The sequence below is a fragment of the Arcobacter siniprincipis (SeqCode) genome, from assembly GCF_048571125.1.
Classification (GTDB): domain Bacteria; phylum Campylobacterota; class Campylobacteria; order Campylobacterales; family Arcobacteraceae; genus Arcobacter; species Arcobacter siniprincipis.
This window is the reverse complement of the sequence record NZ_CP182343.1, coordinates 1,433,121-1,453,345: the sequence shown is the minus strand read 5'-3', so window position 1 is coordinate 1,453,345 and position 20,225 is coordinate 1,433,121. Positions and strand designations below refer to the sequence as shown.

At 28.5% G+C, this 20,225-nt stretch carries 23 protein-coding genes; 8 read left to right on the top strand and 15 right to left on the bottom strand.

Annotated elements, in window-relative coordinates; translation table 11 throughout:
* Nucleotides 1-7: 7 nt before the first annotated feature.
* Genes rpsD through rpmJ form a run of 4 tightly spaced genes read right to left on the bottom strand, consistent with a single transcriptional unit; the run spans nucleotide 8 to nucleotide 1,525 of the window.
* Complete coding sequence (gene rpsD, locus ACNI3D_RS07425) at nucleotides 8-634, bottom strand: 30S ribosomal protein S4 (protein WP_013135230.1); 627 nt, start codon at nucleotides 632-634, stop codon at nucleotides 8-10.
* A 10-nt stretch (nucleotides 635-644) separates the two neighbouring features.
* Nucleotides 645-1,037: a 30S ribosomal protein S11 gene (gene rpsK, locus ACNI3D_RS07420; RefSeq protein WP_419764610.1), complete on the bottom strand. Its 393-nt coding sequence runs from the start codon at nucleotides 1,035-1,037 to the stop codon at nucleotides 645-647.
* 9 nt (nucleotides 1,038-1,046) lie between these two features.
* A complete protein-coding gene (rpsM, locus tag ACNI3D_RS07415; RefSeq protein WP_129099904.1) occupies nucleotides 1,047-1,409 on the bottom strand; it encodes a 30S ribosomal protein S13 in 363 nt (120 codons plus the stop codon).
* Nucleotides 1,410-1,411: 2 nt separating this feature from the next.
* The gene (rpmJ, locus tag ACNI3D_RS07410; RefSeq protein WP_041660148.1) at nucleotides 1,412-1,525 is read right to left on the bottom strand and encodes a 50S ribosomal protein L36; all 114 of its coding nucleotides are present in this window, start codon (nucleotides 1,523-1,525) and stop codon (nucleotides 1,412-1,414) included.
* Nucleotides 1,526-1,825: 300 nt separating this feature from the next.
* On the opposite strand from rpmJ, the gene ACNI3D_RS07405 reads away from it, so the two are divergent.
* Both ACNI3D_RS07405 and ACNI3D_RS07400 read left to right on the top strand, forming a co-directional pair.
* Nucleotides 1,826-4,240: an HD domain-containing phosphohydrolase gene (locus ACNI3D_RS07405; RefSeq protein ID WP_419768822.1), complete on the top strand. Its 2,415-nt coding sequence runs from the start codon at nucleotides 1,826-1,828 to the stop codon at nucleotides 4,238-4,240.
* A gap of 8 nt (nucleotides 4,241-4,248) precedes the next feature.
* Nucleotides 4,249-4,611 carry an HIT family protein gene (locus tag ACNI3D_RS07400; protein ID WP_129099902.1) on the top strand — a complete coding sequence of 121 codons (363 nt, stop codon included), beginning with the start codon at nucleotides 4,249-4,251 and terminating at the stop codon, nucleotides 4,609-4,611.
* Nucleotides 4,612-4,630: 19 nt separating this feature from the next.
* On the opposite strand, the gene pepV is transcribed toward ACNI3D_RS07400, so the two are convergent.
* The 7 genes from pepV to ACNI3D_RS07365 form a co-directional block, all read right to left on the bottom strand.
* Nucleotides 4,631-6,037 carry a dipeptidase PepV gene (pepV, locus tag ACNI3D_RS07395; RefSeq protein ID WP_419768821.1) on the bottom strand — a complete coding sequence of 469 codons (1,407 nt, stop codon included), beginning with the start codon at nucleotides 6,035-6,037 and terminating at the stop codon, nucleotides 4,631-4,633.
* Between the two features lie 108 nt (nucleotides 6,038-6,145).
* A complete protein-coding gene (locus ACNI3D_RS07390) occupies nucleotides 6,146-6,943 on the bottom strand; it encodes a transporter substrate-binding domain-containing protein (RefSeq protein ID WP_419768820.1) in 798 nt (265 codons plus the stop codon).
* Between the two features lie 298 nt (nucleotides 6,944-7,241).
* The gene (locus tag ACNI3D_RS07385) at nucleotides 7,242-7,907 is read right to left on the bottom strand and encodes an amino acid ABC transporter permease (RefSeq protein WP_129099899.1); all 666 of its coding nucleotides are present in this window, start codon (nucleotides 7,905-7,907) and stop codon (nucleotides 7,242-7,244) included.
* Nucleotides 7,904-8,662: an amino acid ABC transporter ATP-binding protein gene (locus ACNI3D_RS07380; protein WP_419768819.1), complete on the bottom strand. Its 759-nt coding sequence runs from the start codon at nucleotides 8,660-8,662 to the stop codon at nucleotides 7,904-7,906. Before ACNI3D_RS07380 ends, ACNI3D_RS07385 begins: the two co-directional genes overlap by 4 nt.
* 137 nt (nucleotides 8,663-8,799) lie before the next feature.
* Complete coding sequence (locus tag ACNI3D_RS07375; protein ID WP_419768818.1) at nucleotides 8,800-9,729, bottom strand: exopolyphosphatase; 930 nt, start codon at nucleotides 9,727-9,729, stop codon at nucleotides 8,800-8,802.
* 70 nt (nucleotides 9,730-9,799) lie between these two features.
* Nucleotides 9,800-10,867 (bottom strand): 3-isopropylmalate dehydrogenase, encoded by a 1,068-nt coding sequence (gene leuB, locus ACNI3D_RS07370; RefSeq protein WP_129099896.1) that lies wholly within the window; start codon nucleotides 10,865-10,867, stop codon nucleotides 9,800-9,802.
* 2 nt (nucleotides 10,868-10,869) lie between these two features.
* Nucleotides 10,870-11,370, bottom strand: a complete 501-nt coding sequence (locus ACNI3D_RS07365) for a 3-isopropylmalate dehydratase small subunit (protein ID WP_129099895.1) — start codon at nucleotides 11,368-11,370, stop codon at nucleotides 10,870-10,872.
* 204 nt (nucleotides 11,371-11,574) lie between these two features.
* Between ACNI3D_RS07365 and rpoD the strand changes: the two genes are divergently transcribed.
* Nucleotides 11,575-13,455 carry an RNA polymerase sigma factor RpoD gene (rpoD, locus tag ACNI3D_RS07360; protein WP_419768817.1) on the top strand — a complete coding sequence of 627 codons (1,881 nt, stop codon included), beginning with the start codon at nucleotides 11,575-11,577 and terminating at the stop codon, nucleotides 13,453-13,455.
* A 6-nt stretch (nucleotides 13,456-13,461) separates the two neighbouring features.
* Nucleotides 13,462-14,154 carry a hypothetical protein gene (locus ACNI3D_RS07355; protein WP_419768816.1) on the top strand — a complete coding sequence of 231 codons (693 nt, stop codon included), beginning with the start codon at nucleotides 13,462-13,464 and terminating at the stop codon, nucleotides 14,152-14,154.
* On the opposite strand, the gene ACNI3D_RS07350 is transcribed toward ACNI3D_RS07355, so the two are convergent.
* From ACNI3D_RS07350 to hemL, 4 genes are read right to left on the bottom strand one after another with little or no spacing between them, the layout of a single operon-like run.
* Entirely contained in the window at nucleotides 14,141-14,725 is a 585-nt protein-coding gene (locus tag ACNI3D_RS07350) for a hypothetical protein (protein WP_419768815.1), read from the bottom strand. The two genes, ACNI3D_RS07355 and ACNI3D_RS07350, sit on opposite strands and share 14 nt — an antisense overlap.
* Nucleotides 14,661-14,972, bottom strand: a complete 312-nt coding sequence (locus tag ACNI3D_RS07345) for an AtpZ/AtpI family protein (RefSeq protein ID WP_419768814.1) — start codon at nucleotides 14,970-14,972, stop codon at nucleotides 14,661-14,663. The genes ACNI3D_RS07350 and ACNI3D_RS07345 overlap by 65 nt, the downstream gene beginning before the upstream one ends.
* A gap of 8 nt (nucleotides 14,973-14,980) precedes the next feature.
* The gene (gene ppnP, locus ACNI3D_RS07340; protein ID WP_129099891.1) at nucleotides 14,981-15,295 is read right to left on the bottom strand and encodes a pyrimidine/purine nucleoside phosphorylase; all 315 of its coding nucleotides are present in this window, start codon (nucleotides 15,293-15,295) and stop codon (nucleotides 14,981-14,983) included.
* A 9-nt stretch (nucleotides 15,296-15,304) separates the two neighbouring features.
* Nucleotides 15,305-16,585, bottom strand: a complete 1,281-nt coding sequence (hemL, locus tag ACNI3D_RS07335; protein WP_419768813.1) for a glutamate-1-semialdehyde 2,1-aminomutase — start codon at nucleotides 16,583-16,585, stop codon at nucleotides 15,305-15,307.
* Between the two features lie 57 nt (nucleotides 16,586-16,642).
* Between hemL and ACNI3D_RS07330 the strand changes: the two genes are divergently transcribed.
* From ACNI3D_RS07330 to ACNI3D_RS07315, 4 genes are all read left to right on the top strand, one after another.
* A complete protein-coding gene (locus ACNI3D_RS07330; protein ID WP_419768812.1) occupies nucleotides 16,643-17,449 on the top strand; it encodes an energy transducer TonB in 807 nt (268 codons plus the stop codon).
* 48 nt (nucleotides 17,450-17,497) lie between these two features.
* Entirely contained in the window at nucleotides 17,498-18,418 is a 921-nt protein-coding gene (locus tag ACNI3D_RS07325; protein WP_419768811.1) for a methylenetetrahydrofolate reductase, read from the top strand.
* A gap of 90 nt (nucleotides 18,419-18,508) precedes the next feature.
* Complete coding sequence (locus tag ACNI3D_RS07320) at nucleotides 18,509-19,108, top strand: TetR/AcrR family transcriptional regulator (RefSeq protein ID WP_419768810.1); 600 nt, start codon at nucleotides 18,509-18,511, stop codon at nucleotides 19,106-19,108.
* Between the two features lie 104 nt (nucleotides 19,109-19,212).
* Nucleotides 19,213-20,220: an alpha/beta fold hydrolase gene (locus ACNI3D_RS07315; RefSeq protein ID WP_129099886.1), complete on the top strand. Its 1,008-nt coding sequence runs from the start codon at nucleotides 19,213-19,215 to the stop codon at nucleotides 20,218-20,220.
* The last annotated feature ends 5 nt before the right edge of the window (nucleotides 20,221-20,225 follow it).

Below are 20,225 nucleotides of genomic sequence, written 5' to 3'. Positions count from 1 at the left end.
TTATTTATTATTTAGAATATAACTCTACGATTAATCTTTCTTCAACAGGAATAACTACTTCTTCTCTAGTAGGAATTCTAGTAAAAATACCAAATGCTTTGTCTTTATCAACATCAACCCATTCAACCATTCCTGTTTGATTAGTTAATTCTAAAGCTCTTACTATTTGAGGATTAGTTTTAGATTTCTCTTTAATCTCAATTTTTTGCCCTGGTTTTACTACGAAAGAAGGGATATCAACTTTTTGTCCATCTACTAAAATATGACCGTGAGTTGTAAATTGTCTAGCATTTGCTCTAGTTGTAGCAAATCCCATTCTATAAACAACATTGTCTAATCTTTGTTCGATTAAAGTAATTAAGTTAGATCCTGTATTACCTTCTCTTCTTGCTGCTTCTTTAAAGTATTTTCTGAATTGTTTTTCAGATACACCGTACATAAATTTAGCTTTTTGTTTCTCTCTTAGTTGTAAACCGTACTCAGAAAGTTTAGTTCTTCTTTGTCCGTGTTGTCCTGGAGCGAATGGTCTTTTTTCTAATGCAGATTTTCCGTTAAGTCTTCTTTCACCTTTTAATCCAAGGTCTGCATCAAGTCTTCTCTCGATTTTTTCTACTGGTCCTCTATATCTTGCCATGTACTACTCCTTACACTCTTCTTCTCTTAGGAGCTCTACAACCATTATGTGGTAACGGTGTAACGTCCTTTAACCATGAAACTCTGATGCCTTCCATAGCTCCTACAGCTTTAACAGCTGTATCTCTACCTGAACCTGGTCCTTGAATTTTGATACCAACATTTTTGATACCGTGTTCAATTGCTTTTGCCATTGCATCTTCAACTGCAGCTTGAGCAGCAAAAGGAGTAGATTTTTTACTACCTTTGAAACCTAAGTTTCCAGCAGAACTCCATGCGATTGCATTTCCAGCTCTATCAGTTATTGTTACCATAGTATTGTTAAATGATGCCGCAATATGAACGATACCATCAGCAATATTCTTTTTTACTACTTTTTTTCTAGTTACTTTTCTTTTTGCCATTGTTTATCCTTACGCTGCACCAACAGTTCTTTTTTTACCTTTTCTAGTTCGAGCATTAGTCTTAGTCTTTTGCCCTCTACACGGTAAACCTTTTCTATGTCTTAATCCTCTATAAGAACCTAAGTCCATAAGTGATTTAATATCCATAGCTACTTTTTTTCTAAGATCACCCTCAACTTGGTAGTTTTTTTGGATCTCTAGTCTGATAGCTGCTGCTTCATCTTCTGTTAACTCATGAGCTCTTTTGTCATAAGAAATTCCAGTAGCATCAAGGATTAATCTTGAGTTAAATAACCCTATTCCAAAAATATACGTTAATGCGTATTCCATTCTTTTCTTGTTTGGTAAATCAACACCCGCAATTCTTGCCATGATTATCCTTGTCTTTGTTTGTGTTTTTTGTTCTCGCAAATTACTCTTACGATCCCTCTTCTTTTGACAACTTTACATTTGTCACACATTTTTTTTACCGAAGCTCTAACTTTCATAGTTGCTTTCCTTTGTGTTTATTATCCACATTTTCAACAGGCAAGAAGCGTGAATAAAAAGTGAACTGCTTCACTTATATATAATACTTATGTCCACTTGCGCTCTTCCTACCAACTCTTTATAAAACACAAAATTTTTATAAAAAACTCTTTTGTGGTTGAAAAATGGAATTGGATTATATTTAAAGTTAGCTTAAGGTTTTATTAATTAATTATACCTTACTTAAGGAGATAAATATCAAAAAGAAAATTGTTTTAAAAATTATTTGATATAATCTATCAAGAATATTGGAGTGAATAATGAAAGTAATGAAAAATTCGATAAAAGTACTAGGTGCATATGGTAGTAAAAGTTTAGACTTTAGTACAACTTGTATACAAATAAATCAAAATAGTGTAATTGATGCTGGCAACATTGTAAAAGGTTTAGGAATTGATGCTCAATACATTGATAATATTTTTTTAACCCATTCCCATTTAGATCACTTAAACGATATACCATATATACTTGATATCTTTTTTGAAAAAAGAAAAAAGCCAATTACAATCTATGGAACAAAAAAAACTTTAGAAAACTTACGAAAATTTATTTTAAACTGGGAAATTTGGCCTGATTTTTCTGAAATTGAATTGCTTAATAAAAAATCTAAAGCTATTGTTTTCAAACCAATAAATATAAATGAAACAATTGTTTTAGATGATGATACAAAAATCACTGCAATAAAAAATAATCATACAAATTCAAGTTGTGGTTATATTATTACAAAAAATCAAAACTCCTTACTCTTTTCATCAGATACTTATTGTTGCGATTCTATTTGGGAAACTATAAATAATAATTTAAATATCAAAGCTGCAATAATAGATGTATCGTTTCCCTCAAAATTCAAACAATTAGCTTTTGATAGTAAGCACTTAACTCCTGCCTTGCTAAGTGAGCAATTAAAAAAATTAAAAAGAGATGATTTAAGAATTTACATAAATCACATAAAACCTGCATATGAAAAAATTTTAAGAAAAGAGATTCAAGACTATGACTTACTTCTTAATGAAGGTAAAATATTAGACGATGGTGATGTAATTTCATTATCTAATGAATACTTAGCATACAATACAAATAGAACTAATATAAATAAAAAAGAGATTAAAAAATTAATTGATATTGGTAAATCACTTACAAGTGAAAAAAACTTTGATGTTCTAATGGAAAAGATACTTTTAGGGGCGAAAGAGTTTTCTGATGCTGATGGAGGAACACTTTATTTAGTAACAGAAGATGAAAAAAGGTTGAAGTTTCAAGTTGTGCAAACGGACTCATTAAGTATTAAAATGGGAGGAACTGAAGGTAAAATAACCTGGCCTGAATTACCTTTATATAAAGAAGATGGCAAACCAAATGAACATATGGTAGCAGCTCTTTGTGCTCTAGAAGGTAAACTAATTAATATCCCTGATGTTTATGAAACAAAAGATTTTAATTTTGAAGGTACAAAAAAGTTTGATAAAACAACCGGTTATAGAACAAAATCAATGCTTGTAATTCCCATGAAAAACCATGAAGATGATGTAATAGGAGTACTTCAATTATTAAATAAAATGGATGATAATGGGAATGCTATAACATTTACAAATGAAGACAAACAATTAATAGAATCAATGGCATCACAAGCTGCTGTTTCAATTACTAATAATAGATTAATAACTGAATTAGAAAACTTATTGGACTCTTTTATTAAATCAATTGCGACAGCTATTGGTGAAAAATCTGAATATACAGGTGGTCATATTAATAGAGTTGCAGAGATAGCAGAAACTCTAACAAAAGCAATAAATAATGACAAAACAGTATTTAAAGATATTAATTTTACACCAGATGAAATAAAACAGATGAGTAGAGCTGCTTGGCTTCATGACATTGGTAAAATTGTTACACCTGAATATGTTGTAGATAAAGGTAAAAAGCTAGAAACAATTTATGATAGAGTAAATACTGTAAAAGCAAAATTTGAAATTGTAAAAAAAGATTATGAATTGGAATATTACAAAAAAATCTCAAACACTTCATCTATAAAAGAAAAAGAACAATTAACAATAGCTTTTCAAAATAAAATTACTTCTTTAGAGGAAAATCTTGATTTTGTTATTTCATGTAACACAGGTGGTGAGTTCATGGAAGATGAAAAAATTGAAAGAATAAAAGAGATTGCAAAACAAAAACTTAAAATAAATGGTGAAGATACAAACTTACTTAGTGAAGATGAAGTATATAATTTATGCATCAAAAAAGGTACTTTAACAGATGAAGAAAGGGATATAATAAACAACCATGTTACAGTATCTTATAAAATGTTAGAGACTATGCCTTTTCCTAAAAAACTAAAAAGGGTTCCTGTAATCGCTGGTTCTCATCACAAAATGGTAAAAGGTGGTGGTTATTCTGCTCCTGAAATTCTTGATTTACCTATGACAATAGAGGATAAAATACTTGCAGTTGCAGATGTATTTGAAGCACTAACTGCAAATGATAGACCATACAAAAAAGCAAATTCACTTAATACTTCACTTAGAATTTTATCATTTATGATAAAAGATCAACATTTAGATAGAGATATAGTTAAGTTTTTTGTTGATAATAATCTTCACTTAGATTATGCAAATAAATATTTAAGTGAAGAACAAATGGATGAAATCACAGTTGATTTTGAAAATATATAAGGGGAAATATGATTTATGAAAATAGTTTAATAAAAGTAGAAATTGAAAAAAGTGAAATACCTTGGTTGAAAATTTTTACTCAAAAAAATTTAAAAGAATTTAGTCAATGTGATAGCGAAACTAAAATGGAAATATTAAGAGTCTTGGACATTATAGAAAAAAAGATGATAAATTATTTTAATCCAGAGAAGATAAATATTGCTTCTTTTGGGAATTATGTTCCCCATGTACACTTTCATGTAATGGCAAGATTTAAAGATGATTCATATTTTCCTGAACCTATGTGGGGAAAAAAACAAAGACAAGCAAAGCTAGTATTGCCCTCTTTTGAAAAATTTTATAAAGAATTGGTAAAAGAACTTGAGAATTAAAAATTTTTAATACGATTTATCAATCTAATAAATTAAGCTCATAAATTGCCTGTGCCATAATTTGTGCATTTTTCATTAAGTCATCAATTTCTATATATTCATCAGCTTGATGAGCTAAATTTACTTGTCCAGGGAAAACAGGACCAAAAGCAACAGCATTTTCCAATGCTCTTGCATAGGTACCCCCACCAAATGTTTGTGGCTGAGTATCATCATTTGTCATCTTTTTATATACATTAGTCAAGGTTTGAACAAGTTTACTATCTTTTGGCATATATAAAGGAGGCATATTATTTATAATTTCCATTTTTATATTACTATTAGTAAGATTATCATTAATTTTATCAATCACATTTGTATCTTTTTTTGTAATTGGATAACGAATATTTAATATTAATTCAACTTTCTTTTCATCAAAATTAATTACTCCAACATTAAGTGTAAGTTCACCAGAGTGTTCATCCTTCATTTGACAATCAAGAGATTTTCCATTTGTTTGTGTATTGATTTTAATATTATAAAAATCAATAAAACTACTCATTTGAGTAGTTTCTAAATTAAGTAGTTTTAATACTTGCATTAATTGTGAAATTGCATTTTTACCTTTTTGAGGTGCCATTGCATGTGCAGATATTCCATGAGATTTTAAATAAAGATTATTATTATCTAAGTATAAATCAATTGAATAATTTTCTTTTTTTATTATATTTAAACATTTTTCATAAACATTTTTTGGCTCATCAATTATGTAAAGTAAAGCTTCGCAATAATTTGGAACTATATTAGATAGTTCTCCACCTTTTATATATTTTATATTTATATTTGAAAGTGAAGAGATATTAAACTCTTGTTTTAATTTAAGAGTAATAATTCCTTTTTCTCCATATATAACTGGGAAGTTTGCATCTGGGGTAAAAGCAATCTTAGGCACTTTTTCTTTAATTAAATAATAACGCATACATTCCCAACCACTCTCTTCATCTGTACCAAATATAATTCTAATTTTCTTTTTTAATAAAACCCCACTATCTTTTAATGCTTTCATAGCATAAATAGCTGCAATTGTTGGGCCTTTATCATCAATAGTTCCTCTTCCATAAATGCAATTATTTTTAATAGTTGCACTATATGGTGGATATGTCCACTTTTTCAAATCACCTTCTGGGACTACATCTAAATGAACAAGAATTCCTATCATTTCATCCCCATCACCTAAGTCAGCATGTCCTGCATATCCATCTACATTTTTTGTCTTAAAACCTAATTCATCACAAAGTTTTAGTGTATATTCCAAGGCTTCATTAACACCTTCGCCAAAAGGCATGCCAGGTTTTGCAGTAGTTTCTACACTCTTTATTTGGATAAGTTCTTGAAATTTATTGATAATTTCATCTTTCATATTTTCTAATATACTAGTAAATAACATATGAAGTCCTAATGTGAGTTTTAAATGATTTTAATAAGTTTATTTGTTTAAAGAAGATATATCACAATTGATAATATGATATATCCTCTTTTTAATTTTTATGATAAATTATTTTGCAACTGCCATGCTCTTTGGTTTATGACCAAAATCCATTCCATACCATTTTTCATATATTTTAGCTAATGAACCATCTTCTTTCATTTCTTTAATAGCTTTTGTAACAATCATTCTTAATTCTTTAGATCGTTCGTTATTTTTAACAAACGGATAAGCTTTTGCACCAACTGCAATATTTTCTTCAACCATTCTTGCTTTTATAAAACCAATTTTGATTTTATATGCAACTTCGGCACCTGAGAAAATCATAACATCAACTTTTCCTCTACGAAATGCTTCATTTAATAGTTCACTACTATCATAAGATACCATATTGATTTTAATACCTTTTTTCTTTGCAATTTGTTCAAATAAATTTCCACCATTAGAACCAGCAGAAAAACCACAAGTCATACCAGCAATATCTTTAAGTTCTTTAATATCTGTTCTATCTTTATGAACGACTAGTTTTTCTGGAATATAAGCATATGGTTCTGAAAAATCATATTTTTCTAATCTTCTTTTATTTACTGTAATTGTATTTCCTACAGTATCAGCTTTTTTTGAATCAAGATAACCAAATAGTGTATTAAATTCACCTGTAATAAACTTAACTTTTAATCCTGTTTTTTTAGAAATTTCATTCCAAATATCTACTTCATGCCCTGTGTGTTTACCATTAGTTATGTAAGAATTCGGAATCGATGTTGAACCAGAAGCTACTACTATATTTGTAGGAGTTTCACTTGCATTTATGTTCATAAGAGGAATAAAAATTCCAGCAACTAATAGTTTGAATAATTTTCTCATTTTTTTCCTTTGAGTATTTGTTAAATTTATAATATTTTGCATTTAAAATTTATGATTAAGAGAATTTTGATTATGATAACTAGAAGTGTTCAACTGAACATGACGGATCTATTAACAGAGTTTTTTAACTCTTTTTCAATCTATTTTAAAGACTGCAACAGTAAATTAAGTACTAAACTTAACTTATCATAGTTTAAAGGTTGAAATTTTAATTAAAGTTAGCTTATATACAAATAAAAATTATTATAATTAATAAAGATTTAATAAAGTACCTAAAAACTGAATAACATATAATTATTTAATAAACTTTTTCTACTCTTTTCTCAATATATTTTAGAGTTCTTTCTACTATAATAACTAATACCAAATATATAAGGGTAACACATAAATATGCTTCAAAAAAACGCAAGCTAAGAGCAGCTTCTATTTTTGATTTTGCCATAATATCTGCAAGTCCTACTGTAAAACCAAGAGCAGTACCTTTTATAATACCAATAAATCTATTCCCTATTGAAGGAAGTGCAAAAATGAAAGCTTGAGGTAAAATAACACGCTTCATTGTCTGAAACTTTGTCATACCCATTGAATAGCATGCTTCATTTTGCCCATTATCAATTGATTCTAAAGCCCCTCTTAAGTCTTCTGCCATAAAAGAAGATGTGTTTAATGTAAGTGCTATAATTGTGGCTTCATAAGCGCTCATTGATTCTAAAAATGGAAAAATACTAGGAAGACCAAAATATAATATAAACAATTGTGCAACAAGAGGTGTTGCTCTAAAAAATGTAATATATAATCCAAAGATGTGATATAAACCTTTTACTTTATAATATCTTATTATTGCAATGAGAATAGATAAACACAAAGTTAAAAACAATGAAATCAATGCAATTGAAATCGTTAATTTCAAGGCAGGAAGAACAATAGGGAAAAGATTAAAAAACCATACAAAATCAAAATTCATTTATTTATCTCCAAAATATTTTCAGTCATTTTATTTACAAAATTAGAAACTCTTTTATTTTTGCACTCAACAAATATTTCATTAGGTGTTCCAATGGTCGTTATGGAACCATTTTCTAAAAAGACTATTTTATCTGCTACTTCTTTTGCAAATTTCATTTCATGCGTAACAATTAACATTGTTTTTTGAGTTTGCATGGCAAGAGTTTTTATTACTTCTAATACATCACCCACTAATTCAGGATCCAAAGAAGATGTTGGTTCATCAAATAAAATAACATTACTATTAACAGCCATAGCTCTTGCTATACCAACTCTTTGTTGTTGTCCTCCTGATAACTCACTTGGATAAGAGTTTTTATTATCAACCAATCCAACTTTTTTAAGTAAATCTAAAGCAACATTTTCAGCTTGATTTTTCGATATTTTTTGAACAGTTATCATAGGTTCTATTATATTTTCTATTGCTGTCATATTTTTAAGTAAATTGTAATTTTGAAAAACCATAGCTGTTTTTTGACGCAATTTAAAAATATCTTTTTTTGAAACTTTTTTTACATCTACTTTAATATCATCTATTATTATTTCACCACTTGTTGGATTGACAAGAAAATTAAGACAACGAAGTAATGTTGATTTTCCTGAACCAGAAGGACCAATTAAAGCAACAACTTCACCTTTTTTAATTTCTATATTGATGTCTTTTAAAACTTGCTTTTCTCCAAAATTCATATTTAAATGTTTTACATTGATCATTTTCACCTCATTAATTTATTTATTTATTAAAATAATAAATAAGAAAGCGAATTTTAATTAGTTTTAACTTAAATATAGTAGTTTTATTGTTTAAGAATAATTTAAGAAGTTTTAGAAGAAGTCAATTCTTCTAAGTTTTAGTTATCTTGATTTAACTTAGCTATTATCTCTTCAAGTACTCTAGGAGCATCTGCTAAAGGTATTTGACATCCACCAGCAGCTTTGTGACCACCGCCACCATATTTAAGCATAAGTTCACCAACATTTGTATTTGATGTTTTATTTATAATTGATTTACCAGTTGAATAAACTAATTTATCCCTATCAAAAGTATAACTAACATGAATAGAGACATTTATCTCTGGATACATAGCATATACTAAAAATCTATTCCCTGGATAAATTATTTCTTCATCTTTATAATCTATAACTGCAACATTATCATGTATTGTTGTACATTTTTTTAGTTGCTCATGAAACTCTTCTTCATATTTAAAATAAAGATCAACTCTTTGTTTTACTTCATCAATTTCTAAAATTTCATCGATGTTATGTTTAGCACAATAATCAATTAGATTTCTCATCAATTGTTTATTTGAAGTTTCAAAATCTTTAAATCTACCAAGTCCTGTTCTTGAATCCATAATAAAACTCAACAGTGCCCAAGCTCTTGGTTCTAAAATGTCTTCCATAGTAAAATCAGCACTATCAGCTTTATTGGCACCATTCATCATACCAATAAACCTCATAGGATATACTTCATCTCCACCATAATAATCATACACAACTTGTGCAGCACTAGGAGCATCAGGATTTATAATATGATTATCTTTTTTTTCATTTCTAAGAGTTTCACTAAAGTGATGGTCAAAAGCTAAATGTACACCTTCTACATAAGGTAAGTTTGTAGTTATATCATTTGAACTTACTTTAATAAGTCCATCTTGCATATCTTTAGGATGAACAAATAAAATATCATCAATCAAATCAAGATATGTAAGTAGTGTACCACACACTAATCCATCCATATCACTTCTTGTAATCAATCTATATTTTTTTTCACCCATTAAAGATACCTTTAAAAAATTATTTTTTAAATTCTAACATTTTAATTATAAATAAGAAATATTTTAGTTACTATTTTCTTAAATTATTTGCAATTATATCACCCATTTCAGATGTAGTAACTACTTCTTTAGCATCATAAGCTGCTAAATCTTTTGTTCTAAAACCATCTTTCAATGCTTTTTTAATAGCGCCATCAATTAAATCAGCTGCTTCTGTTTCTCCAAAAGAGTATCTTAGCATCATACCAGCACTTTCAATTGTTGCAATAGGATTTGCAATTCCTTGTCCTGCAATATCAGGAGCTGAGCCATGAATTGGTTCATAAATAGCTGTTTTATCACCTGTACTAGCACTTGGCAATAATCCAATAGAACCTACTACCATAGATGCAGTATCAGATAAAATATCGCCGAAAATATTTCCAGTTACTATTACATCAAATTGTTTTGGATTTCTTACAAGTTGCATAGCTGCATTATCAACATACATATGAGATAATTGTACTTCTGGATAATCTTTAGCTATTTCTTCCATAGTATCTCTCCATAGTTGAGAAACTTCAAGAACATTTGCTTTATCTACTGAGCATAATCTTTTATCTCTTTTCATAGCTAATTCAAATGCAGTTTTACCTATTCTTTCAATTTCTGGTTTTGTATAAACCATAGTATTATATGCTTTAAAACCATCATTTGCTCTTGGCTGTCCAAAGTAAATACCACCAATAAGCTCTCTTACAACCATAATATCAACACCTTCAATAACTTCAGGTTTTAATGTTGAAGCATTTACAAGTTCATCATAAATAATAGCAGGTCTTAAGTTTGCATAAACACCCATTGCTTCTCTGAACTTTAAAAGTCCAGTTTCAGGTCTAAGGTCTCTTGGCAATGTATCCCATTTTTCTCCACCAATTGCACCAAATAAACAAGCATCAGAGTTTAGAACACCTTGCACAGTTTCTTCAGGAAGTGGAACACCAGTCATATCAATAGCAATTCCGCCCATTAAGTACTCTTTATACTCTAGTTGAAATCCACAATTATAAGATACTGTATCTAATACCTTTATAGCTTCATCAACTATCTCAGGACCTATACCATCACCTTTTATTACTGAAATATTATATGTCTTCATTATTATTTTTCCTTATTCATTTCAGCTTTAGCATAATTGATTAATCCACCTGTTGCAATTAGTTCTTGCATAAAAGGAGGAATAGCTGTAAATTTATATGTTTTATTTTGTGTATTATTTGTTATTTCACCATTATCTAGATCAATTGAAATCTCTTCACCCTCTTTTATTTCTAATGATTCAGGCAATTCAAAAATTGGTAATCCCATATTAAATGCATTTCTATAAAAAATTCTAGCAAAAGATGGAGCAACAACTGCCGCAACTCCAGCAGCTTTTAAAGCAATAGGAGCATGTTCTCTTGAACTTCCACACCCAAAGTTCTCTCCAGCAACAATGATGTCACCCTTTTGTAACTTTTTTGGAAATTCTGGGTCTGCATCTTCCATAATATATTTAGCTAAATGCTCTGGATCTGAGCTATTTAAATATCTTGCTGCAATAATGATATCAGTATCAATATTCGCCCCAAAATTCCATACTTTACCAGTAATTTTACTCATGTTTTTAGTCCTTCAAAATTAAAAAATAAATGATACATAATGATCAAATTTTATTTTTCTTTTAATAATTTTTATCTTCTTACAAAGTCGAATTTTATCTAAAAATTTAGAAATAATAGATTAAACATCAAAAATTAATAGTTATTTTAGCAATTTTGGATATAATATCTGACTTATCTTTCAAGCAAGGAACGTACAAAAAATATGAGTGCAAAAGATTTAAATAAAGAAATTGAAAAATTAGCAAAAGAATACAAAGATTCTACACTAACTTTTGAAAAAGTTATTAAACTTTTTCCTAAAGCTCCCTCAAGTCAAAATATAAAAAAATTAATTGCTTTAATGCAATTATATAATGTAAACATGATGACATCTCAAGAGCAAGCAAAAGTTATGAATGCTGTTGAAGCTAAAAGAAGAGAAGACCAACGAAATAAAATGATTGATGGTGGTGAGGATAGTGTTTATGACTTACTAAAAAACAAAGAACTTTTGGAGTGGTCAAGATCTGATTCTCCTGTTAGAATGTACTTAAGAGAAATGGGACAAATTCCATTACTTACAAAAGAAGAAGAAATAGAAATCTCTAAAAAAATTGAGATGGGAGAAGATATAATTCTTGATGCTATTTGTTTTGTCCCATATTTAGTTGACTTTATTTTAGAATATAAAGAACCTTTAGTAAATAGAGAAAGAAAAGTTAAAGAGCTTTTTAGAAACTTCGATGACGAAGACAATGATAATGATTCAGACGATGATGATACTGATGATACTTCAAGTGATGATTCAGAAGAAGTTGAAGAGACAGAAGAAGAAACTAGTGGGAAAAAACAAAAGAAACTAGATAAAAGAGCTGAAACTATTATTGCTGCATTTAAAATATTAGAAAAAGCAAAAAAAGACTGGATAAAATTCCAATCAAAAGAAACAGCAAAATCAGATGATGAATTTGATGTTATTACATTTAATTTATCTACTGCATTTAAAAAACAAGTATTAAAACAAGCATTGATTGATTTAGGACCAACTTCTAAACTTATTACAGAAATCGTAAAAGCTATGGAAACAGCACTTAAATCAGATACAGGTTTTGACTCTGAATTAAAAAGACTAGAATATAAATTACCTCTTTTTAATGATACTTTGAAGAAAAACCATGAAAAACTTTTAGAGAATATTATTAATTTATCTAAAGTTCAAATTACATCAATGGTTCCAGAAGCAACTATGGTTTCTACTTACATGGAAATCAAAAAGCTTTTCCAAACAGCAGAAGCTTCTAAGGGTGGATTTGATTTATTACCTGAAGAGTTATTAGATGTTTTAGAACAAATAAAGCGTGGTAAAAAAATCACAGATGAAGCAAAAACAAGAATGGCGAAATCAAACCTTAGACTTGTTGTATCTATTGCAAAAAGATACACAAATAGAGGTTTACCTTTCTTAGACTTAATCCAAGAAGGAAATATTGGTCTTATGAAGGCTGTTGATAAGTTTGAGTATAAAAAAGGTTATAAATTCTCTACTTATGCAACATGGTGGATTAGACAAGCAATTTCAAGAGCCATTGCTGACCAAGCTAGAACTATTAGAATTCCAATTCATATGATTGAAACTATCAATAGAATCAATAAGATTATCAGAAAAGGTATTCAAGAAAATGGGAAAGAGCCAAATGTGGATGAAATCGCAAAAGAAGTTGGATTACCTGTTGATAAAGTAAAACAAGTTATTAAAATCACAAAAGAACCAGTATCTTTAGAAGCTCCTATTGGATCTGATGAAGATGGTAAATTTGGAGATTTTGTACCTGATGATAAAGCTCCAACACCAGTTGATAATATTATGAAAGAAGATTTACAAAATCAAATTGACCAAATATTAGCTCAACTAAATGAAAGAGAACAAGCAGTTGTTAGAATGAGATTTGGTCTTATGGATGATGCTAGTGATAGAACTCTTGAAGAGATTGGAAAAGAGTTAAGTGTTACAAGAGAAAGAGTAAGACAAATCGAATCAAGTGCAATTAAAAAATTAAAACATCCAAAAGTTGGAAAAAACCTTAAGAATTATGTAGAAAGCTAATAATTAATGACTATCAATGACAATTGGGTAGAGCAAGATTTAAATCCTATTTTATCTTTCTCTTCTCAGGGTAAAATAATACATACAAATCAAGAAGCTCAATTTTTACTTAATAGAGTAAAAAAAGAGCAACTTTATGATTTAGCTCTAAAATATGCACCTGCAAATTATGGCTTTGAAACGACATATATTAATTTAACATTTCATAATTATATTTTTTATGCCATTTCCGTTACTTATGAAAATGATGATGAGATTCATATGAAATTATACAAAAGTACAAGTGTAAAACAAGATAAAAAATATGCTCCAAAGAATACTTCTAAGACAAATATTTTTACTCTCGTTGACTTAACTATATCTACTAGAAAAACAAAATCAGACATAAAATTTATAAAAAACTATGATCCTTCTATTCCTGAGTTTTTAATGGTTGCTTCTGATTTTTTGAAACTATTAAATAGTATTTATGATGCATTTGATGATAAATGTAAAATAATAAATACCTCAGTGAAATTGAAAACAGGTGAATATATAAAACTTGATGATAGAAAACACTCTTTAGTTACTATAGAGATTTATGCTGATATTTATGAGTATAATGTGGATGCAATAAAACACGATAAAAATAGAAGTTCTATGATTTTAACTTTAGAAAAAGAAAAAGCAATCATAGACTTACCTCTTATTTTAAAATAACTTTTGAACATAGCATTGCTAGTGGGACAATAAAAAGTCCTGCTAGATATGAAACTACATGAAACGTCCCATTATTATTTAAGATAAAAAAACCAAATATAAGTACTACATATCCTAAAACTCTATATATTGATATAAAACTAGTAGTACTGTAAATTGTATTTTTAAATGTATTTTGTTTTACTTTAGACTTTTCTTCTTTTATTATATTTTTAATTTCAAGTGCTGTGAATTCTTTTTTCTGATTTATTTCTTCTTCATCATATAAATCATAAGGATCATCAATTTTATCAATATCATCTCTATCATTTGAAAGTTCTGAATCATAATCAATATTTTCTAATCTCTTGCTAACATTTCTTTTATATGAAAGAAATGTTGCAAGTGAGATAAACATAGAAGATATAAAAGCAACTTGAGTATTAAAAAGCCAAATATAATTATTTGACAAAATACAAAAAAGAACTACTATAAAATCTATTATAAAAAATAGTTTTGCAAATTTTTTAAATATCATATTCGTCGTATGAGGTATCCCCATGTTTTGCTCTGTAAGAATATCTTGGGTCATTTTCCATTCCCTCATACTCTTTTTGGGCTCTTTTATATGCCTTATATACATTTAAAATAGCTGCTGCAATTCCTAAAAATAATCCTAGCCATAAAGTCCAAGTATAACCTGTCCATTGTTTTAAGCCATATCCAATAGCAAACCCAATAAATACAGCAACAACCATTGAAATACCTAAAGATAAATTATCCAAGGCCATTAATTTTGATTCATGTTTTGGTTTATTACTATTTGTATTATCTTCCATAATATTCCTTATTTAATATATGAACAACAATAATCAGTTACAGTTTTAACTTTAATATCAAAATTAGAATTTGCTGGAACTTGAAAAGTTGTATCGCTTGTATATGTTTTCCACTCTGTTGAACCATTTAATTTAACTTCACATTCACCGCTTACTATTTCCATAATTTCAGCTGCTGCTGTTCCAAAATTATAAGTTCCTGGCATCATTATGCCTAATGATTTTCTCTCACCATCACTATCAACAAAACTTCTACTTGTAACATTTCCATCAAAATAAATATTTGCTTTTTTTACTAAATCAACACTTTTAAAAATATCCATTTTTTATCCTTACATATCTTTCATGATTTCATCTGCTGCTTTTATACAAGCATCAATATCTTCATTTGTCATAACAGTTGAGATAAATCCTGCTTCATATTGACTACAAGCAAAATAGAAACCTCTTTTTAACATACCATGGTGAAAAGCTGCAAATCTATCAAAATTACAAGTTCCTACTTCTTTGAAGTTTCTAGGATCTATATCACAAAAGAAAAATCCGAACATACTTCCTCTTGTATTTACTTGAAATGGAATATTATATTTATTGGCTACTTCTTTTAAACCAGTTGTTAATCTAACTGCTTTAGCATTTAAATCATCATAAATAGCTGGATTGGCTTTTAGCTTTCTTAAACTTGTAAGTCCTGCTGCCATTGCAACTGGATTTCCACTTAAAGTTCCTGCTTGATAAACAGCTCCATCTGGGCTCAAGTGAGCCATGATTTCTTTACTTGATGCAAAAGCACCTACTGGCATACCTGCACCTATTACTTTTCCAAAAGTAATAATATCAGCTTGAGGTTCTACTATTCCACTAGTACCTTTTAAACTAGTTCTAAAGCCTGTCATAACTTCATCATAAATAAGTAAAGTATTATTCTCATCACAAATCTCTCTACAAGCTTTTAAGAACTCAATATCAGCTGGGATAAATCCCATATTTCCTGCAATTGGTTCAATGATTATACAAGCAATATCTGAACTTTGTTCAAAACATTTTTTAAGATTTTCAATATTGTTATATTCACATAAAAGTGTATGCTTAGTTAAATCAGCAGGTACTCCAGGAGAACTTGGTGTTCCAAATGTTGCCATACCAGATCCAGCTTGTACTAAAAGTGAATCAGAGTGACCATGATAACAACCCTCAAATTTTAAGATATCATTTTTACCAGTAACACCTCTTGCTAATCTAATAGCACTCATAGTAGCTTCAGTTCCGCTACTAACAAATCTAACTTTATCAAGATTGTCGTACATTTCCACTATTTCACGTGCTAATTCAGTCTCTAAAACACTTGGAGCTCCAAATGATAAACCATCCATTACAGTTCTTATAACTGCTTCTTCAATATCTTTATCACAATGTCCAAAAATAAGTGGTCCCCAACTTTGAATAAAATCTAAATACTTATTACCATCAATATCAATTAAATAAGCGCCCTCACCTCTTGCTATAAAAGGAGGAGTTCCACCTACACTATTAAAAGCACGAACGGGAGAATCAACTCCACCAGGGATTACTTTTTTTGCATCTTCATAAGCATTTATTGATTTTTCAAACATGTACATTCCTAAATATTTTATTTTAAATTAAAAGCAACATTATACTACAATACAATTATGAAGTACATTATTCCTGCGTTAATTTTATCAATCTTTTTACATCTGTTAATTTTTAAAACATATAAGATAAAAGATGATGTAGTTAAAGACAATCCTTCGAGTACTAAAAATCCAAAAAAATCAGATATTAAATATGTAGTTTTAAAATCAATAGCAAAAAAAGTAGAACCTAAAAAAACTGAACCTAAAAAAGAAATCGCTAAAGAAAAAGTTGAAAAGAAAGAGCCTATAAAAAAGCTTCTAAAAGAGAAACCCATTTATAAAAAAGTTAAAAAGAATAATATTAATGTTGCAAAAAAAAGAGAAGCAAAAAAAGAAGAAGTAAAAAAAACAATTCCCAAACCAACTAAAAAAAGTGAAGTTACTCCAAACTACACAAAACTAAACCCTACAAAACTTCAAAAAGATACTTTAGAAGATTATTTATTAACACCTGTAAAAGATGTAAAAATGTTAGATGAACTCACCCAAAGTTATATAAAGCTATATGGAGAAGAGTATAATTCATTTACAAAAATTCAAAAAGTATTTTTACAAAAAAACCTAAAAGATATAGGAAAAATTACTGAAAAATACTTAAGATATCCAGATATCTCTGTAAGAACAAGACAAAGTGGCATGAATATAATTGAGTTTACTTTATACCCAAATGGTGACATAACTCATCCTATAATTACAAGCTCATCAGGATATGAAGCATTAGATGCAAATACCATTAAAACTATAGAAATAGCCTATAAAGATTATCCTAGACCAAAAGAACCCACAAAAATTAGAATCTATGTAACTTATACCATTTATTAATAAAAATCTTTGTAGAATATGCAAAAATTATTTATTTAAAAGAGAATTATGTTAACTGATAAAATACGAAATAAAAACAGTGGAATACTATTATATGGTATTACTCCCCCAAAAATAAAACATACTGAAGAAGAAATACAAGCAATAGCCCAAAAACATATTGAAAGGATTTCCAATCTTCCAATTGATGGCTTAGTCCTTTATGATATCCAAGATGAATCAGATAGAACAGATGAAAAAAGACCTTTTCCTTTTATTAAGACATTAGACCCTTGTGAGTATTCAAGAACTTATTTAAAAGATTTAATTATTCCAAGGGTTGTTTATAGAGCTGTAGGGAATTATGATGAAAAAACTTTCCCAGTTTGGTTAGAATTAACAAAAGAGAATCAAGTTCATTCAGTCTTTGTAGGAGCTGCTTCAAGAGAGCAAAAAAAGCCAATGACTCTAAAAGAAGCATATAGATTAAAAAAAGAAGTTAATAATAACCTTTGTATGGGTGGAATTGCTATTCCAGAACGACACATGGTAAAACATGATGAGCATTTAAGAGTATTTTCAAAAATTGATAACTCTTGTGAATACTTCATAACACAATGTGTATATAACCTTGAAGCATCAAAAATATTTTTAACTGATTATGCAAAGTATGCAAAAGATAATGAAAAAGAAGTTGTACCAATCATATTTACATTAACACCTTGTGGAAGTGCAAAAACACTTGATTTTATGAAATGGCTTGGTATTAGTATTCCAAACTATTTAGAAGAGGATTTGAAAGCTTCTGGAAATATCTTACATGATTCTATGAAACTTTGTGTTGATATCTTTAGAGAACTTTATGCTTTTGGAAGAGATAGAGGTATTCCAATTGGCTGTAATGTTGAAAGTGTAGCAATCAGAAAAGAAGAGATTGAGGCTTCGATTGAATTACTTCATGAAGTAAAAAAAATAATGGAAGAAAACTAATAAGAATAAGGCTTAACTATTTTAACTTAAGTCTTACTTTAAACTCACCTTAACCTGCAAAAAAATATAATTATACTTGAAGGTATAAAAATGAGTATAGAAGAAAAAAAGAGGACAAGAGGTCGTCCCAAAACACTTAATAAAGACAATATTTTAAATATAGGAATGAATGCTTACTGGGAAGAAGGAATAGAAAATATTTCTTTAAATGAGATTTGCAAAAGAGCAAAAGTTTCTAAACCGGGAATTTATCGTGAATTTGGAAGCGATGATGGGTTAATTACTGCTGTACTAAAACATTATCATAATCAAGTAATAAGAGAGATCCACAAAATTTTTTTACAAAATAAACCTTTTAGAAAAATTCTAGATGAGTTTATTTTAATATTAACAACTAAAAGTCAAAATCTAAATGGTTGCCTTTTTTTAAGATCAAGGGATTTAAACTATCCATTAGGAAAAGATAGTAAAAAACAAATTGAACTTATGCAAAATGAATACATAAACTCTTTTACAAAATGGATAGAGAAATCAAAAAATAAAAATGAATTTTCTAAAAATATCTCCACAGAACTTGCTGTTAATTATATTGATGCACAAGTAAGTATAGCCATGACAAGAGTATATAATGGAATGGATGTTCTAATGGTAAAAGATATGCTAACTCTTGCTTTTTCGAATTTTAAATAAAAACTTCCTTATAACTTTTAATTAAGATACTAATCGGTATTAAATTTAAGTAAATATTAAAATACTAGCTGGTATTATATTTTAATTAAAAAAAAGGACAAAATATGAAGAAAAAACTTTTTTCATCACTTCTAGTGGCAAGTATTTCAATATTAACTTTACCAAGTAATAGTTATGGGCAAACTGACATATATAAACAAAAAGCTGACCCAATTATTTTTAATAAAGATACAAAAAATAAAAAACAAAGACCTTTTATTGTAGATAAGGAAGAATACCCTTTTAAAAGTAATTGGTTTGAAAAAGATGGAACTTCAATGCATTATATTGATGAAGGGGAAGGGATTCCAATTGTTTTAACCCATGGAAACCCTGATTGGTCATTTATAAATAGAAAAATTATAAAAGCCTTGTCAAAGGAAGCAAGAGTTATTGCTTTTGACTTACCAGGTTTTGGTTTTTCAGATACTCCAAAAAACTTTAATTTTACACCTCAAGAACATACGAAATGGGTTAAAGCTTTAATAAATAATCATTTAAAACTTGATAAATATATTCTGGTTGTGCAAGACTGGGGTGGACCTATTGGGCTTACCATAGCAACTGATAATCCAGAAAAAATATTAGGGTTAGTAATCTCAAATACTTGGGCATGGGAAGCTAGTGGAAAATTAAAAGAATTCTCTGAACTTATGAAAACAGAAAAAATGAAAAAATTAGTTTTAGAAAAAAACCATTTTTCAGCTTCATTAATGCCAAGTATTCTAAATGAAACATCCAAAAATAATAAAAAAATTACAGATGCATATAAAATGCCCTTCCCTACTCTCAAAAGTAGAATCCCAACTTTAGTTTTTCCCCAAGAAATTACAAATGCAACACCTTGGTTAAATAACTTAGAATCAAAATTACCTTTACTGAAAGATAAGCCTGTAGAGTTTATTTTTGGAGAGAAAGATCCTTGGTTTGGTACATCTCAAAATGTTGCAAAGTGGAGATCTATTTATCCACAAGGAAATGTTCAGCTATTAACAAATGTAAATCATTATAGTCAAGAAGATAGTCCTGAAAGTTTTGTATATGCATTAAGAAAACTTATAAATAAAAGATAGAATTT

Excerpts from the sequence above, each read along its gene's own strand:
- rpsD (WP_013135230.1), bottom strand. The coding sequence starts at position 634 with ATGGCAAGATATAGAGGACCAGTAGAAAAAATCGAGAGAAGACTTGAT.
- rpsK (WP_419764610.1), bottom strand. The coding sequence starts at position 1,037 with ATGGCAAAAAGAAAAGTAACTAGAAAAAAAGTAGTAAAAAAGAATATT.
- rpsM (WP_129099904.1), bottom strand. The coding sequence starts at position 1,409 with ATGGCAAGAATTGCGGGTGTTGATTTACCAAACAAGAAAAGAATGGAA.
- rpmJ (WP_041660148.1), bottom strand. The coding sequence starts at position 1,525 with ATGAAAGTTAGAGCTTCGGTAAAAAAAATGTGTGACAAATGTAAAGTT.
- ACNI3D_RS07405 (WP_419768822.1), top strand. The coding sequence starts at position 1,826 with ATGAAAGTAATGAAAAATTCGATAAAAGTACTAGGTGCATATGGTAGT.
- ACNI3D_RS07400 (WP_129099902.1), top strand. The coding sequence starts at position 4,249 with ATGATTTATGAAAATAGTTTAATAAAAGTAGAAATTGAAAAAAGTGAA.
- pepV (WP_419768821.1), bottom strand. The coding sequence starts at position 6,037 with ATGTTATTTACTAGTATATTAGAAAATATGAAAGATGAAATTATCAAT.
- ACNI3D_RS07390 (WP_419768820.1), bottom strand. The coding sequence starts at position 6,943 with ATGAGAAAATTATTCAAACTATTAGTTGCTGGAATTTTTATTCCTCTT.
- ACNI3D_RS07385 (WP_129099899.1), bottom strand. The coding sequence starts at position 7,907 with ATGAATTTTGATTTTGTATGGTTTTTTAATCTTTTCCCTATTGTTCTT.
- ACNI3D_RS07380 (WP_419768819.1), bottom strand. The coding sequence starts at position 8,662 with ATGATCAATGTAAAACATTTAAATATGAATTTTGGAGAAAAGCAAGTT.
- ACNI3D_RS07375 (WP_419768818.1), bottom strand. The coding sequence starts at position 9,729 with ATGGGTGAAAAAAAATATAGATTGATTACAAGAAGTGATATGGATGGA.
- leuB (WP_129099896.1), bottom strand. The coding sequence starts at position 10,867 with ATGAAGACATATAATATTTCAGTAATAAAAGGTGATGGTATAGGTCCT.
- ACNI3D_RS07365 (WP_129099895.1), bottom strand. The coding sequence starts at position 11,370 with ATGAGTAAAATTACTGGTAAAGTATGGAATTTTGGGGCGAATATTGAT.
- rpoD (WP_419768817.1), top strand. The coding sequence starts at position 11,575 with ATGAGTGCAAAAGATTTAAATAAAGAAATTGAAAAATTAGCAAAAGAA.
- ACNI3D_RS07355 (WP_419768816.1), top strand. The coding sequence starts at position 13,462 with ATGACTATCAATGACAATTGGGTAGAGCAAGATTTAAATCCTATTTTA.
- ACNI3D_RS07350 (WP_419768815.1), bottom strand. The coding sequence starts at position 14,725 with ATGACCCAAGATATTCTTACAGAGCAAAACATGGGGATACCTCATACG.
- ACNI3D_RS07345 (WP_419768814.1), bottom strand. The coding sequence starts at position 14,972 with ATGGAAGATAATACAAATAGTAATAAACCAAAACATGAATCAAAATTA.
- ppnP (WP_129099891.1), bottom strand. The coding sequence starts at position 15,295 with ATGGATATTTTTAAAAGTGTTGATTTAGTAAAAAAAGCAAATATTTAT.
- hemL (WP_419768813.1), bottom strand. The coding sequence starts at position 16,585 with ATGTTTGAAAAATCAATAAATGCTTATGAAGATGCAAAAAAAGTAATC.
- ACNI3D_RS07330 (WP_419768812.1), top strand. The coding sequence starts at position 16,643 with ATGAAGTACATTATTCCTGCGTTAATTTTATCAATCTTTTTACATCTG.
- ACNI3D_RS07325 (WP_419768811.1), top strand. The coding sequence starts at position 17,498 with ATGTTAACTGATAAAATACGAAATAAAAACAGTGGAATACTATTATAT.
- ACNI3D_RS07320 (WP_419768810.1), top strand. The coding sequence starts at position 18,509 with ATGAGTATAGAAGAAAAAAAGAGGACAAGAGGTCGTCCCAAAACACTT.
- ACNI3D_RS07315 (WP_129099886.1), top strand. The coding sequence starts at position 19,213 with ATGAAGAAAAAACTTTTTTCATCACTTCTAGTGGCAAGTATTTCAATA.